Source organism: Psychromonas sp. (assembly GCF_047632955.1).
In the GTDB taxonomy this organism is placed as follows: Bacteria; Pseudomonadota; Gammaproteobacteria; order Enterobacterales; family Psychromonadaceae; genus Psychromonas.
The window spans coordinates 1-13510 of record NZ_JBLIED010000042.1; the positions used below are offsets into that span (position 1 = coordinate 1).

Here is a 13510-nt window from a genome sequence, read left to right on the forward strand (position 1 = left end):
CTTGGATTCAAATAATAAGTGCATAACTTGAATAGGTAGAAAAAGCGGTCAGCTGAATATATGCTAATCGCTTTTTCTCCGGCAAGAGATGCAACAATGAAAACATATAAACAACTGACCTATGAGCAACGATGCCAGATTTATGCCCTAAATAAAACCGGTATGAGCCAAAATAAAATATCTAAACAACTAAGTGTTAGCCAATCAACCATTAGCAGGGAGTTTTCGCGTAATACAGGTAAGCGTGGCTATCGTATTAAGCAGGCTCAAATGTCATCAGACAAGCGTCGATTAACCGCTTGTAAATCTATTAAAATGACACGCAGCCTCATTGAGTTAATTGACTCGAAAATTAAAGAGAAATGGAGCCCAGAGCAGATATCAGGATGGCTTAAGGAAGAGCAGAACATTGATATTAGCTATGAAACAATCTATCAGCACATTTGGTCTGACAAGAAAGGTGGCGGCCATTTATTCAAATACTTACGCAGGAAAGGTAAAATTTATCAATCACGTAGTAAGGATAAACAGGCGGGTAGAGGCTTTATTAAGAACCGTATAAGTATCGATGAACGGCCCAAAATTGTTGATGATAAAACTAGAATTGGTGATTGGGAAATTGATCTGGTTATTGGCAAGGGACACAGTGGCGCGCTGGTCACCATTGTAGAACGGCAAACCAGCTTCACCGTGTCGACACGTGTAGATGATAAGTCAGCAAAAACAGTCACAGAAGCCACTATTGCTTTGTTAGCTCCATTTAAAGGAGCGGTGTTAACTATCACGGCAGATAACGGCAAGGAATTTGCTTACCATGAAGAGATGACAACGCGCTTGAAATGCGGTGTTTATTTTGCAGATCCTTATTGTTCGTGGCAGCGAGGATTGAATGAAAACACCAATGGCCTACTACGGCAATATTGGCCGAAATCAACAGACTTCAAAAAAGTATCGCAATCAGAAGTTCGAGATGTAATAGTGAAGCTCAATGATAGACCAAGAAGGAAACTAAATTACAAAACACCAGCCACATTAATGGCTGAACACATGGTGGCTATAGCTGCTTAGCGGTTATGCACTTCAACGTTGAATCTGCCTGATTTTAAAAAAAGATGTAATTAGGTAAATAAATCGTAATCTTTAAACGCATCTATCTGCAGGAGATCGCCGTGAATAAATTGGTAATCAAGGCGTTTTTTAAGCTTTTCATTACTCACTATTTTATTCGCTTGCGGACCTTCTTCACTGAGGTTCGGTTTATCAAAACCCAAGGCTAAGGCGTTAAGCGTATAAAATTGCGCTTTACTCGGATGCGTATCCGCGCAGGCATTGAGCAGCTGTGGAAAAATATGCCGCTTAATAATAATGCCAATAATAGCCAAACAATCATCTAGATGGATCAAGTTCACCCCGGCATTGGTACACTGAATAGCCCTTCCCGATGCAAAGAATCTCCCCGGATGACGCTTACCGCCAATTAAACCCGCACAGCGTATAATAGTGCTTTTAAAATGTATATTCTGGCTAAACAGCTGCTCGATAATTAACCAAGGGTGTGAAGCCATATCAAGCTGATCAGATTCTTGACACAGCCCATTTTTTGCCGGATAAACCGATGTTGAACTGACCAGTAAAATCTCTTTAACAGGTGAAATTTCAATCTCTTTAATCAGGTTTTTAAAGCCCGCGACATTTTTACTGGTGATATTAATAATTAGAGTATTTGAACGTAAAAATGACTGAATATTATCGCTTATATTGTCAATATCAACGACAAAGGGCTGTAATCCAGCAGAACATAATTGTGTAACTTTATCTTCCGTACGTGTTGAAATATTAACCCTATCAAAGTCTGACTGTAACTGTTTAGCCAAAGGTAAACCTAACCAGCCACTGCCTAATATGCTGATGCTCTTTTCCATCTCTGTTCTCCTGAGCCGTCCTGCTGAAATTTATAACACTTTACTGCGCATGGATAATGCAGCAGCTTTAGTAAGTTGTAAGGGATTCTTTTTGTCGTGCGCTGCTGGACGCTAAAATTTTTATCTTTTGTGTGTTTGTCGCCCTTCCCCACAGCGATATTTCGTGCATACGACGAAAGCAGCCCTGACAGATTTTGTTAGCATCTAATGAGCAAGCACCGATACAGGGGGAATTAATATTATTCATAGCTGTTCATCTCATCTATTTAAAAAGTTAAGTATGATGATAACAACTCTTCAGTTAAACTCATTATCTATTAACAAAACCATAACAAAAAGAGGTATTGAATGTTCATTATTCGTTGGATTTTAGGCCGCATTATTTTATTACTTAACTTTGTATTTACGCCTACAAAACTGAAAAGAGAAATTCAGGAACAAGCTAAAATAGATGCACAAACTAAAAACATGCAGCTTTATCAATATCAAGCCTGCCCATTTTGCGTGAAGGTACGCCGTGAAATTCGTCGCCAGGGGTTAAATATCAACATCATAGATGCCAAACAAGCGCAGCATAAAGAAGTGTTGGCAAATCAGGGTGGAAAAATACAGGTACCCTGTTTACGTATTGAAGAAAATAATAAAGTGGTTTGGTTATACGAGTCTTCGGCCATTATTGCACATTTAAATACCCGTTTCGCTTAAGCGAACATGGCTAGCGCTGATTTAGCGCTAGCCATAATAGTTGTTAACAAAGACAAGACGCATAACTCTGTAAGTATAATTATGCCTTGGCAAAACTATAAGTACGATAACCACCGAGAAGATTTCGTGCCTTATACCCCCTGTTGGCGAGTTGACGGTAAGCCACGTTACCCCGTAACCCAACGGCACAAAAAACGATGATTTCTTTATCTTTTGGTAGCTCCTCCATGCGTTGGCGAAGTTCATCCACTGGAATATTGATAGCACCTTTTAAGGTACCAAATTTGTCGATTTCACCTGCTGTTCTGACATCAAGGAGTAATTGATGATCATCCAGCGTATCCAGCTGATCAAAATGTATCGCTTTCACATCACCGTTTTCAATATTATTAGCAACAAAAGCCGCCTGATTTATGACATCCTTGGCGCTGCCAAATGGCGGCGCATAAGTAAGCTCAAGATGCTGCAGTTGATCGATAGTCATACCGGCGCGCTGTGCAACGGCCATGATATCGATACGTTTATCGACACCATCTTTACCCGCAGCCTGAGCACCGAGAATTTTCTTGGTATTCGGACAATAAAGCATCTTAAATGAAATAAGCTCTGCGCCCGGATAGTAACTTGCATGGCTGGCGGTATGAACATAAACTTTTTTATATGGAGTACCTTCACGCTTCAGCGTTTTCTCATTTTTGCCGGTAGAGGCGACCGCTAAATCAAAAATCTTACAAATTGCAGTGCCCTGAGTGCCCTGATAAGTCTCCTGGCGGCCAAATATGTTGTCTGCTGCCATACGCCCTTGACGGTTAGCGGGACCTGCCAATGGAACTATAATCGCTTTGCCAGTCACAAAGTCAGCTTCTTCGACTGCATCACCTACCGCATAAATTGCAGGATCGCTGCTTTGCATAGCAGGTGTTGTCCAGATACCACCAAGCTCACCAATTTTAAGGCCCGCTTCCTTAGCCAGCTTAATTTCAGGACGTACCCCTATTGCCATCACCAGAATTTCTGTTTTGATGGTTTCGCCATTATTTAAAGTAAGATTCAGGTGACCTTGCATATGAGAGTGCAATTCAGACTCGCCACTTTCTAAGTTAGCCACATGCGGCTCTGCAACGTATTCCACCGCTTCAAGGCCAACACCCAAGCGCAGATCAACACCTTGGCTTCTGATTTCAGCATGCGCAAAGCCGGCCATTTCACGGTCTACCGGGGTCATCACCTGATCGGCAAGTTCAACAAGTGTGGTTTTAATGCCGAGCTGATGGAACGCCTCCATCACTTCCAATCCGATAAAACCACCACCGACAACGGTGGCATGTTCAGGACGATTCATCTTAATGGTATTAAGAATTTTATCCATATCGGGAATATTACGCAGAGAGTGGGTAAGAGGGTTATCTATACCGGGGATTGCCGGAACAATTGATCCGGCGCCCGGACTTAATACTAAAAAATCGTAACTTTCAGTGTATTGTGATCCGTCCTGTAAATTACGGACGGTGACCGATTTTTTTTCTTTATCAATGCTCAGCACTTCGTTCATGGTTCGAACATCAACATTAAAACGGGCCAGAAAGCTTTGTGGTGTCTGCAGCAGCAAGTTACTTCTTTCAGTGATATCACCGCCAATGTGGTAGGGTAATCCACAATTCGCGAAGGAAACAAATTCTCCCCGTTCAAACATGATTATTTCAGCATCTTCGCTTAGTCGTCTAGCACGAGCAGCCGCCGAAGCACCACCTGCAACACCGCCGACTATTACAATTTTTGTCATTGTTAACTCCATTAAGTTGAAAATAGATAATAAAAAGTGTCTGTTATTGACTTAGCGAAGAAGATCAAGAGGGCATTATTTATGCCGGTTCATCTAAACATTGTTCTGATCCGCTGCCAGAAACACCTAAAAATCAAGATGTTCTGAGATATTCAGTGCCCCAAAAATTTTCTACAGACGATAAAAATTAACTGCGTATTATTTTACCCAGTTACACATTGCTTTTTTGCTAAGTCCTGTTGCTCAGGACTAAACTGATTGGTTTATTTTAAACCGCATTTTTTTAAGAAAAAAGCCGCCGGACAGATGCCTGTAAAAGCACTCTGCAGCAAATTTAGTCCAACAAATACGCTTAGCCATATAAAACCGGGATGAACAAATTGTGTTAATAAAACCGAGAGTAAAACCATGCAACCCGCTATTACTCTAACGCCATTATCAATAGTCATGTTGTACTCCTTAAAAGATTCAAATTAGGTTAAAACCCTATTTATAGTTTAGTTAAAAGAAAATAAACCGATAGGACTATTGTAACCAATTTAATTAGCAAAATCTAATATATGTTTATCTAATTTAGATGTTGATTAAAAATGCTGCCTAGGTAAAATGTGCTTACTAATATTAAGGAATTTAAAATGAGTAAATTAGCCGAAATACATGAGAAAGCCGGTGAAGTAAGCGAGTTATTAAAAATAATGGCGCATGCGGATCGAATGGTAGTTTTATGTTTATTATCCGATGGTGAAATGGGCGTGTCAGAATTACGTGAGCATACAAAATTAAGTCAATCGGCATTTTCTCAACATCTGGGCGTATTAAGAAAAAATCACCTGGTTAAGGTAAGAAAAGAGTCGCAACAGGTTTTTTATTCTATTGCCGATCCGCGTGTAGATATACTGCTTGGCGCATTACAACACGCTTTTTGTCCCCCTGAAGCATAGTTTTCACAGCATCGGAGTCAATTATGGAAAACTTTACCCCCTGGTCAGCTTTAGCCGGAGGTGCATTACTTGGACTTTCTGCTGCTCTGTTGATGCTGTTTAGCGGAAAAACAGCAGGAATAAGCGGCATCATTGGCGGTTTATTAAATCCCCAGAAACATGAATCCAGCTGGCGAGCCGCTTTTTTAACGGGCATGATTGCCAGCTTTTTAATTGTTGCACCTTTTGGTTTTGAACTGCCCGATACTGCAGGTCATTCTATCGTTATCGTTTCATTTGCCGGCTTATTGGTGGGTTTCGGCTCACGTTTAGGCAATGGTTGCACCAGCGGGCATGGTATTATTGGCCTGGGGCGCTTTTCGAAACGCTCTCTTTTTGCCACTATCACCTTTATGGGTGCAGCATTTACCGTGGTGTTTATACGCAGTTTATTGGGAGGACTTTAGTAATGACAAAGTCAAAAATAATTCGTATGGCTGTCAGCCTGCTTGCCGGTCTGCTGTTTGGCATGGGGATGATTATCTCCGGAATGGTTAATCCGGCCAAAGTGATTGGATTTTTGAATATTAGCGGCAACTGGGACCCGAGCCTCGCATTTGTAATGGGCGGCGCATTAGCGGTCTTCACACCTATTTATCATTTTGTTATTAAAAAACGTAGCGCAGCAATTAATGGTGATAAATTCAGCTGGACCAGCAATACCAAGATTGATGGTTCATTAATTTCCGGCGCGCTTATTTTCGGGGCGGGATGGGGATTAGCAGGTTTTTGTCCCGGCCCCGCGATCACTAGCATAGCCAGCGGCAGTAATATTGTTCTGGCTTTTATTCTGAGCATGATTGTCGGCATGGTATTAGCTAAACAGTACCAGCAAGGTCGCTTGCCTTTACCTTTTTTTGGTTATAGAAAAAATATCTGCGCTATTTAAGCACCTACCGGAAATGCGTTCTGTGCCTGTCCACGGTTATGGACAGGCATATTGTTAATGATGGTGATGCTGTTTTAACAGACTCTTCGGCAGCAGTTCAGCAATAAAACGGCGCGCTCCCCGGCGCAATAGTGAAGCAAGATAAAGTATCAAAATCACCGCTAAACTGCTGTATTGCCACCAGCTGTAATCAGCCTGATTTTGTTTTAACCAGGGTAAAGAGATAACATCGATATATTGATTAAGTCCTAAGCCTATCAAAAAAGCCCCGACCAGCATTAACATCGCCAAACTCAGCGCCGCAAAAAATCCCTGTTGCAGTTTTATCTGTTTAAGCAGTTCCACACTGATCGTTGGTGCAATTAATAAAAATGCAATGGCCGCACCGGGTGATAAACCCGAGAGCAATAAAATAGCAATAACGGGTGTAATACCGGTAGCGCAAAGTGCAAAGGGGAAGGCAACAACGATCATCACTAAAACTTGTAACCATAAAGCTTGATCAAAAAAGGTCCATGCCGTTGCAGCAGAGAGTGTTGCCGCCAGTGTCCAGCCCAATAAAACCCAGGGTGCGGTATGATCTAATTGATGCTGGTAACCATCTTTAATCGCATCAATAAAACGCGATTTAGCCGCGCTACCTTGAGGAACTGCTGCAACCAGCGGAAATTTCACCGTTTTAAAATGGCGTCCTATCAGCCATGCAATCAACAATGCAAAAAGGGCCGCTAAAACAACACGCAAAATAACAATTTGAGTTCCCAGCAGAGGTAATGAAATGAGTAACGCATCAAAACCAATAATCGGAGCCGCAATTAAAAATGCGGTAGCAAATGTCTGGTTCGCCCCCAGACCTAATAATTGCTGATGCATTTTACTCGCACTCGGTGAACAGATGGGTAAAGGCAAACCATAAATCAGCCCTTTCAATGCGTCTTTAAAAAACAACGGACTACCCTGTACTGGAATAGTTAAAGATAATCCAGGTTTAAAATAATGCATCAGCGCACTTAAAAAGTAGGCGATTAATAACATCGGGGCACTGTATAAGGCAATATTGAAAAAGTTGGACAGAGTTAATGCCGTATGAAATTTTTGCTCCTGCGGATACTCAGCTGAATCATGTGCATCATGCATTTCATCCCCGACATGATTATCCGTTTCTACAAGATCGTGGTTATCTGCGTTATGTATCCCATCCTCAGCATGATTATCCACTGCGGCAAGATCATGGTTATCAGCATGATGCATTTCATCGGCGGCATGATTATCCGCTTCGACAAGATCGTGGTTATCTGCGTTATGTATCCCATCCTCAGCATGATTATCCGCTGCGGCAAGATCATCGTTATCTGCATCATGCATTTCATCCACGACATGATTATCCACTGCGGCAAGATCATGGTCATCTGCATGATGTATTTCATCCACGACATGATTATCCGCTGCGGCAACAGAAGCTAAGCTATCCAGTGGTGGATTACTGCTAAGCACCTCTTCGCTTTGCGGCGCCGTTGGATGCTCATGGTCAATATAACCCAACCAATGCGGCAACAGCACAAAACCCAATGCGATTAACCCGGCAATGCTGCCTATACCGGCTGAATATTTATTCTCCTGCGAGTCTTTTGGGTGTGACTGTTGCGCGCCATGCCCATGTAAATAGGGGCGATGCAAAACAACGTGCATTATGGAGCCCATTACAAAAGCCTGTAACCATGCCATCCACTGGCCATCAAGCTGAGCCAAAGAATACTCAGCAAAAAAGGCGCCCACTAAGGTGGCGAGAGACATACAGGATAAAATCACCGAGGGTAATAGTCGCCCGTATTGAGGACGTAATAACCACCAGATAGTAATTCCGACGGGGAAACGATGCAGTAAAACCCCAATAGCAAGTAACCATCCGGTACGATCGCTTTGCCCTGCCAGCAAAATAGAACCGTCGAGACTGGCGTGCAGCACTAAGCCCAAAATACTCAGGAAGAGGGTCATTTGATGGGCTTGATGAGCCGCTTTATGAAAATATTTCTCGATCCAACCGGGTGCTAATAAACCAGTAATCATCAGTACTAAAACGAATAAACCACCGCTGTGCAGCAGCTCGGGCAGAATATGAAATAGCACCAGTCCGGAAATGGTTACAAAAATAAAGGCATCAAGTAAATCCAGCCAACCAGGTTGACGCTGCAATAATCGGTAGGTAAGTGGCCCTAGAAATAAGGCTAAAATGCTTAAAAACAACAACATGAAAAATCTCGAATAATTAAATAAAGTCTATTTTGTTATATTATAACAGTAAATTAACAAAGTCTATTTAAGTGTTATAATATAACATTTAAATAAAACAGACTGTTTTTATAATCAGCCGGTAATATTACGAAATTTAAAGGAACTGTGATTAAAAAATAGAGGTTGCGGGGCAGCAAACAGCTGCTCCACAATCTATTTACTGAACGGCAGTCTGCTTAATAAGAAAGGCTTATTTTAAACTGTTTGCCAGCTCGGTTAAATAATCACGATGGCATAAATGCATAAATGCATTTGGCCGAACGACTCGAATACGCGCCATTAGAGGCGCTAATGCTTCACCGCGTTCAACAAGAATTTGCGCGCTCACCAGTCCGGTCCTTCCCGAGCCTCCTTTGCAATGCACGGCAATGCTTTTACCCTGTGCAATTAACTCATGGACAACAGGCCCGGCAGTCTTCCAAGCTTCTAAAAATGCTTTCCCGGGTGCCTCATCATCAATAATCGGCAGATGAAACCACAGCAGTCCCTGCGCCTTAGTCACTTCACCAAGATCAGATAAGTGGTTTTTATCCAGTTCACCTTGGGTCATGAAGGTTAATAATGCGACTGCACCAAAGGCTTTAATTTGTTGAAGTGAATTGATTAAATCAACATCTTTTGTACCGGGACAGGGGGTTAAAATGATCCTGGCAGCACTATTTTCAACAGTAAGTGTAAAAAGGGGATGAATAGACATAAAGTTACCCGCTAAAATTGTAAAAAAGCAGAAGAGGATTCTGCTTTGACCATAAGCAAACGACTTCAAGGTCAGAGATCTGACCCTGTTGCGCTTTACTTGTAGTTTATGACATCAATGTTTCATTTTGATGACATTAAAAATAACAGGCCTCTACGGTAGTAATTATTCGCCTCATCGAGGCGATCCGCTTTTTCCAGTATTTTTGCCAGCAGCGCAAAATCGTCTACATTTGGATCCAGCTCGAGTCCCTTTTGCAAATGTTCAATCGCAGCTGCCGGTTTATCGTCATTTAGCTTTAATTTCGCCAGCGCATGATGAATTGCGCCATTTTCAGGATCTTTTTTAAGTTGTTTTTCCAATACTAAAATCAATTTTTTATTTGCAGTTATCTGTATTTTGTCCACATAAGCAAGGAGCGGTAGACTGAACTGATCTTTGAGCTTCTCTATTAAAAAAAACTCTGCAAATTCATAACGTTTCCATTCAATAAAAGCATCTAACATTGCACATTGGTAAGTGATATCTTTGCGCATGCTGCGCGATGACTTATTGTTCCATAACGCCTGCACTGCCTCGCCGCTCTGCTTTGCTAACTGCTTAAAAAGCTGCTTATGAGCATTTAATTGAAGACTGTCAAACTCAGTATCAACCAAGGACAAATATTTACGCTGTTTGGTTAAGACATTGATATAATCAGCCCATTGATTTAACGGGGGATAAATATCTAAGTACAATTTTTCAATGCGTTTATGACCCGGAAAGGTGCTATCCAACTCTTTAAGCGCCTGTAGCGCTTGTGCAAATTGTTTTGCTTCTATCTGCAATTCAACGCGCACCAAACCAACGGCTAAGTTGCACCCTTTTTGGCTTATTGTTGCCTGATCCAGGTAAGAGTCCCTTAAAACATAGTTACCCTGCTGCTGCGCAGCTTTTGCCGCTGCGATATAAGTTAAAGCAGGCGCTGCAGTTCGCTCAGCTGATTTAGACAATAACTTTTGTGCTTGCCTGCTATTACCTTCGAGCAGCGCTAACATACCTAACAAACGGTTTCTTTCTGCTTTTTTAGTTTTACGCTGACCGAACCAACCACGGGTAATCGAACTCATGGAGAGTAATTTACGTAATACCCATTCAAGTGATCCCAGTAAAAAATAAAAAACAATGCTCACAATAACAGCATTGATAATAGTTGTTTCATAGGTGGTATAGGTATCAAGGGAAATTAAAATATAACCCTTATTAGTGCTAATTTCAGGACCAAAAAATAATCCGGCGATCAGTGCTGCAATGACGATAATAATTCGAATCATAATGTTCCCCCTATTCTACGGTCGAATTAGCGAGTGATTTTTTTACCCGCTGTGTCATTAGACGCTCCAGTACCGGTGCGCTTTTTAGCTGATCGGGGTATTTGACGGAAACCTCTTGCGCGGTTAAGCGCTGAATAGATTTAAAAAAGTGATTGGTAGTATTATCTGCTAAATCATAATAATCAGTTAATAAATCAGAGACAGTCTTCATCGATAAATCATAAATATCTTGCTGTTCGCGATATACGGCAAACTCAGCTTTGGCCAGAGCTGCGCGTAAATTCTCCTGTAAATACCACTTTTGCTCCGGAGAAAGTAACGCTTGTACTTTCACATCACGTTTATTGATAACCACAAAACTATTAACAAAACTACTCCAGGATTTGGATAAATTTGCACTCCAATCCTTAATATCCGTTGAAATTTCGCTTTTATCTTTGCTTGAAGATGCCGATAAACTCAAACCCACAACGGTCAGTTTATCGACCCGGCTTTCAAGATTAGAAAGCGCTAAAATCAAACCATCTGGATCGCGTTTTGGTAAAGATTCTAAACTGTTAATATCCTCAAGCAATGCCGAGCGTAATGGATTTAAACTAGGGTCGCTTAATACCAGCAGACGCTGATCAGCAGCAGAAAGAAGTGCAACGGCGGTGTCCAGATCACCCTCTAACCAAATTTTACTGCCCGCTAAACGTACCATATACTGCACTTCAGTCAGGATCCAGTCATTCGGGTGGCGCACTGTTGTTTCTGCCACGCGGCGTTGTAAAGACTGCAGATCGCTGCTATAGAGCTTATTTTGATTTTTGACTTGTTGAAGTTGCTGATTAACTTGGCCTAATAGTGACTGAAAATCTGATTTTTGTTGATTGAGAGTGCTTTCCTGGGAGGATAAACTGCTACTCAACTGAGTTATTTGTGCTTGCTGCTGATCCGTGAGCGTTTTATTTAATTTATAGAAATAACCGCCGGAAAAAATTAAAATAACAATCAGAAACAGCGCTAATAAAGCAATAAACAGCGTCGATTTTCCACTTTTGGGCTTTTTATTCTCAGGGATATTTTCTGATTCAGCAGCCGGATCGTCAGATTTAAGCTCCTCATGATTGATTATTGCTTCATTGTTATTGTTACTCTTGGTCATAACCACCCTCACATTTTTTAGGCAAAAAGGTTTAATTACTAATATGCATGACTATCTTTTTTTTATTAATGTTTAAAATAATCAATAACTTGGTGATCAGAGATCCCGGGTAGTACTTTTGTATTTGACCAGCCCCAACGCTTTGCCTGATCGAGTATACGCTCACTTGGTGCATAAATAGTAAGCGATTTAAGCCAACTCTGCGCAGCCGGCGGGACAACGGCCATTAATCTTTCCAACAATTCAATACTACTGATAATAGCACCATTAATATTTTGTTGTTGCCATTCTTTGGTTAAAATGTCCCCGCACAAGGCAATAGCAACACGTTGATAAGGCTGATAATAATCAACGATTGCGCCGCGTTGTCTTAATGTGTCACAGAGTAACTCCCGGCCACCAGTCCCGCGTAAAATAAGGATTCGCTTGCCCTGTAAAGCCGATAATAAGGGTAAATCAAGCAGTCCCTCACTATCAAAGCATTTTTCGGGTACAACGACATTCTGCGCGGTTGCCGCTTTCAGCTTAACCTGAGTCGCTTTTCCAACGGCTAAATATTCACTCTGCGGCCAGTTTAAACCGGCCAGAGCCTGGTCAGTATAATCAACCGCATTGGGACTTACGGCAATGATATAATCATAATTTTTTGCCAGCACTTTACTGACCTGATTAAATTCTGCTGTCTTTTGGATTGTTAACAAAGGTTGCGCAAAGGCAACAGTCCCCTGCGCATTGAGTAAATCAGTTAAGCGCTGCGCATGCGGGGCAAAACGGGTTACTAATAAGCGCGCTTTTTTCATTGGTTTTTATAAACTTCAGCAAGAATCTCTTTTGCGCCGCAGGCTAATAATTGCTCCGCAAGGGTAACACCTAATTGCTGCGCATCATCTCGATGGCCTGTTATCTCTTTGCGGATAATGGTTTTCCCGTCCACGCTGCCAACCAACCCGCGCAAAAATAGCTGGTCATTTTCAAGTATGGCAAAACTGCCGATAGGCACCTGACAACCGCCCTGTAATTTAAGATTCATGGCCCGTTCAGCGGTTATTCTGATGCGCGTTTGTGGATCTTCAAGTGGTTTTAACAGGCTGATAGTTTGCTCGTCATTCAAACGGCATTCAATCCCGACTGCACCTTGCCCTACGGCGGGAAGGCTAACCTCAGGTGCGATCAAAGAGGTAATTCTATGTTGCATTTGTAAACGCATTAAACCCGCTGCAGCTAAAATAATAGCATCGTATTGACCATCATCTAGCTTACGTAAACGTGTATTTACATTACCACGGAGATTTTTAATGATAAGGTCCGGGCGTAGAGCTAATATCTGGCATTGACGGCGCAGGCTGCAGGTCCCCACAATCGCACCTTCTGGCAGCTCATTCAACTGCTTATAATGATTGGAAACAAAAGCATCATGGGGATCTTCGCGTTTACAAATAGTGGTTAAGCCTAAGCCTTCGGGGAAATCAACGGGCACATCCTTTATCGAATGTACCGCGATATCCGCTCGCCCTTCTAATATGGCCACTTCTAACTCTTTAACAAAAAGACCTTTTCCGCCCACTTTAGCTAAAGGGGTATCTAATATTATATCGCCTTTGGTTTTCATCGGTAAAAGTTCAACGATTAAATTCGGGTGATATTTTAAAAGTTCCGATTTAATGAAGTTAGCCTGCCACATAGCCAGAGGGCTATGGCGAGTCGCAATACGAATTTTTTGAGCAGTCATTGATGAATTTTCTCGTGAATAAAACAATCATTTAATGCTACCAAAGATAAGCT

Annotated in this window: 15 protein-coding genes; 5 read left to right on the forward strand and 10 right to left on the reverse strand. The window is 41.8% G+C overall.

What is annotated here, in order from left to right; genetic code table 11:
* Nucleotides 1–96: 96 nt before the first annotated feature.
* On the forward strand, nt 97–1068 hold the full coding sequence (locus ACJAZP_RS16960; protein WP_415231927.1) for an IS30 family transposase: 972 nt from the start codon (nt 97–99) through the stop codon (nt 1066–1068).
* A 50-nt stretch (nt 1069–1118) separates the two neighbouring features.
* Here ACJAZP_RS16960 and ACJAZP_RS16965 read toward each other — a convergent pair whose 3' ends face one another.
* Nucleotides 1119–1922 (reverse strand): dTDP-glucose 4,6-dehydratase, encoded by an 804-nt coding sequence (locus tag ACJAZP_RS16965; protein WP_415231928.1) that lies wholly within the window; start codon nt 1920–1922, stop codon nt 1119–1121.
* A 67-nt stretch (nt 1923–1989) separates the two neighbouring features.
* On the reverse strand, nt 1990–2169 hold the full coding sequence (locus ACJAZP_RS16970) for a DUF1289 domain-containing protein (RefSeq protein ID WP_415231929.1): 180 nt from the start codon (nt 2167–2169) through the stop codon (nt 1990–1992).
* A gap of 101 nt (nt 2170–2270) precedes the next feature.
* On the opposite strand from ACJAZP_RS16970, the gene ACJAZP_RS16975 reads away from it, so the two are divergent.
* Complete coding sequence (locus ACJAZP_RS16975) at nt 2271–2627, forward strand: glutaredoxin family protein (protein ID WP_415231930.1); 357 nt, start codon at nt 2271–2273, stop codon at nt 2625–2627.
* Between the two features lie 79 nt (nt 2628–2706).
* On the opposite strand, the gene ACJAZP_RS16980 is transcribed toward ACJAZP_RS16975, so the two are convergent.
* Together ACJAZP_RS16980 and ACJAZP_RS16985 are read right to left on the reverse strand one after the other, a co-directional pair.
* Complete coding sequence (locus ACJAZP_RS16980; RefSeq protein ID WP_415231931.1) at nt 2707–4410, reverse strand: FAD-dependent oxidoreductase; 1704 nt, start codon at nt 4408–4410, stop codon at nt 2707–2709.
* 263 nt (nt 4411–4673) lie between these two features.
* On the reverse strand, nt 4674–4859 hold the full coding sequence (locus ACJAZP_RS16985) for a DUF2892 domain-containing protein (protein WP_415231932.1): 186 nt from the start codon (nt 4857–4859) through the stop codon (nt 4674–4676).
* A 186-nt stretch (nt 4860–5045) separates the two neighbouring features.
* Here ACJAZP_RS16985 and ACJAZP_RS16990 point away from each other — a divergent pair, with 186 nt between their 5' ends.
* From ACJAZP_RS16990 to ACJAZP_RS17000, 3 genes are read left to right on the forward strand one after another with little or no spacing between them, the layout of a single operon-like run.
* On the forward strand, nt 5046–5351 hold the full coding sequence (locus ACJAZP_RS16990; protein ID WP_415231933.1) for an ArsR/SmtB family transcription factor: 306 nt from the start codon (nt 5046–5048) through the stop codon (nt 5349–5351).
* 23 nt (nt 5352–5374) lie between these two features.
* Nucleotides 5375–5797, forward strand: a complete 423-nt coding sequence (locus ACJAZP_RS16995) for a YeeE/YedE family protein (protein WP_415231934.1) — start codon at nt 5375–5377, stop codon at nt 5795–5797.
* A gap of 2 nt (nt 5798–5799) precedes the next feature.
* Nucleotides 5800–6279: a DUF6691 family protein gene (locus ACJAZP_RS17000; protein ID WP_415231935.1), complete on the forward strand. Its 480-nt coding sequence runs from the start codon at nt 5800–5802 to the stop codon at nt 6277–6279.
* Nucleotides 6280–6333: 54 nt separating this feature from the next.
* Here ACJAZP_RS17000 and ACJAZP_RS17005 read toward each other — a convergent pair whose 3' ends face one another.
* The 6 genes from ACJAZP_RS17005 to hemC all read right to left on the reverse strand — a co-directional run bounded on the left by ACJAZP_RS17005 (nt 6334) and on the right by hemC (nt 13457).
* The gene (locus ACJAZP_RS17005; RefSeq protein ID WP_415231936.1) at nt 6334–8529 is read right to left on the reverse strand and encodes a permease; all 2196 of its coding nucleotides are present in this window, start codon (nt 8527–8529) and stop codon (nt 6334–6336) included.
* Between the two features lie 232 nt (nt 8530–8761).
* Entirely contained in the window at nt 8762–9268 is a 507-nt protein-coding gene (locus tag ACJAZP_RS17010) for a protein phosphatase (RefSeq protein WP_415231937.1), read from the reverse strand.
* 122 nt (nt 9269–9390) lie between these two features.
* Nucleotides 9391–10581, reverse strand: coding sequence for a heme biosynthesis HemY N-terminal domain-containing protein (locus ACJAZP_RS17015; protein ID WP_415231938.1), 1191 nt, complete (start codon nt 10579–10581; stop codon nt 9391–9393).
* 10 nt (nt 10582–10591) lie between these two features.
* Nucleotides 10592–11728 carry a uroporphyrinogen-III C-methyltransferase gene (locus ACJAZP_RS17020; protein ID WP_415231939.1) on the reverse strand — a complete coding sequence of 379 codons (1137 nt, stop codon included), beginning with the start codon at nt 11726–11728 and terminating at the stop codon, nt 10592–10594.
* 65 nt (nt 11729–11793) lie between these two features.
* Nucleotides 11794–12528, reverse strand: coding sequence for a uroporphyrinogen-III synthase (locus tag ACJAZP_RS17025; RefSeq protein ID WP_415231940.1), 735 nt, complete (start codon nt 12526–12528; stop codon nt 11794–11796).
* Nucleotides 12525–13457: a hydroxymethylbilane synthase gene (gene hemC, locus ACJAZP_RS17030; protein ID WP_415231941.1), complete on the reverse strand. Its 933-nt coding sequence runs from the start codon at nt 13455–13457 to the stop codon at nt 12525–12527. The genes ACJAZP_RS17025 and hemC overlap by 4 nt, the downstream gene beginning before the upstream one ends.
* Nucleotides 13458–13510 lie beyond the last annotated feature (53 nt).

Coding starts and splice junctions, on each gene's coding strand:
- ACJAZP_RS16960 (WP_415231927.1), top strand. CDS start 97: ATGAAAACATATAAACAACTGACCTATGAGCAACGATGCCAGATTTAT.
- ACJAZP_RS16965 (WP_415231928.1), bottom strand. CDS start 1,922: ATGGAAAAGAGCATCAGCATATTAGGCAGTGGCTGGTTAGGTTTACCT.
- ACJAZP_RS16970 (WP_415231929.1), bottom strand. CDS start 2,169: ATGAATAATATTAATTCCCCCTGTATCGGTGCTTGCTCATTAGATGCT.
- ACJAZP_RS16975 (WP_415231930.1), top strand. CDS start 2,271: ATGTTCATTATTCGTTGGATTTTAGGCCGCATTATTTTATTACTTAAC.
- ACJAZP_RS16980 (WP_415231931.1), bottom strand. CDS start 4,410: ATGACAAAAATTGTAATAGTCGGCGGTGTTGCAGGTGGTGCTTCGGCG.
- ACJAZP_RS16985 (WP_415231932.1), bottom strand. CDS start 4,859: ATGACTATTGATAATGGCGTTAGAGTAATAGCGGGTTGCATGGTTTTA.
- ACJAZP_RS16990 (WP_415231933.1), top strand. CDS start 5,046: ATGAGTAAATTAGCCGAAATACATGAGAAAGCCGGTGAAGTAAGCGAG.
- ACJAZP_RS16995 (WP_415231934.1), top strand. CDS start 5,375: ATGGAAAACTTTACCCCCTGGTCAGCTTTAGCCGGAGGTGCATTACTT.
- ACJAZP_RS17000 (WP_415231935.1), top strand. CDS start 5,800: ATGACAAAGTCAAAAATAATTCGTATGGCTGTCAGCCTGCTTGCCGGT.
- ACJAZP_RS17005 (WP_415231936.1), bottom strand. CDS start 8,529: ATGTTGTTGTTTTTAAGCATTTTAGCCTTATTTCTAGGGCCACTTACC.
- ACJAZP_RS17010 (WP_415231937.1), bottom strand. CDS start 9,268: ATGTCTATTCATCCCCTTTTTACACTTACTGTTGAAAATAGTGCTGCC.
- ACJAZP_RS17015 (WP_415231938.1), bottom strand. CDS start 10,581: ATGATTCGAATTATTATCGTCATTGCAGCACTGATCGCCGGATTATTT.
- ACJAZP_RS17020 (WP_415231939.1), bottom strand. CDS start 11,728: ATGACCAAGAGTAACAATAACAATGAAGCAATAATCAATCATGAGGAG.
- ACJAZP_RS17025 (WP_415231940.1), bottom strand. CDS start 12,528: ATGAAAAAAGCGCGCTTATTAGTAACCCGTTTTGCCCCGCATGCGCAG.
- hemC (WP_415231941.1), bottom strand. CDS start 13,457: ATGACTGCTCAAAAAATTCGTATTGCGACTCGCCATAGCCCTCTGGCT.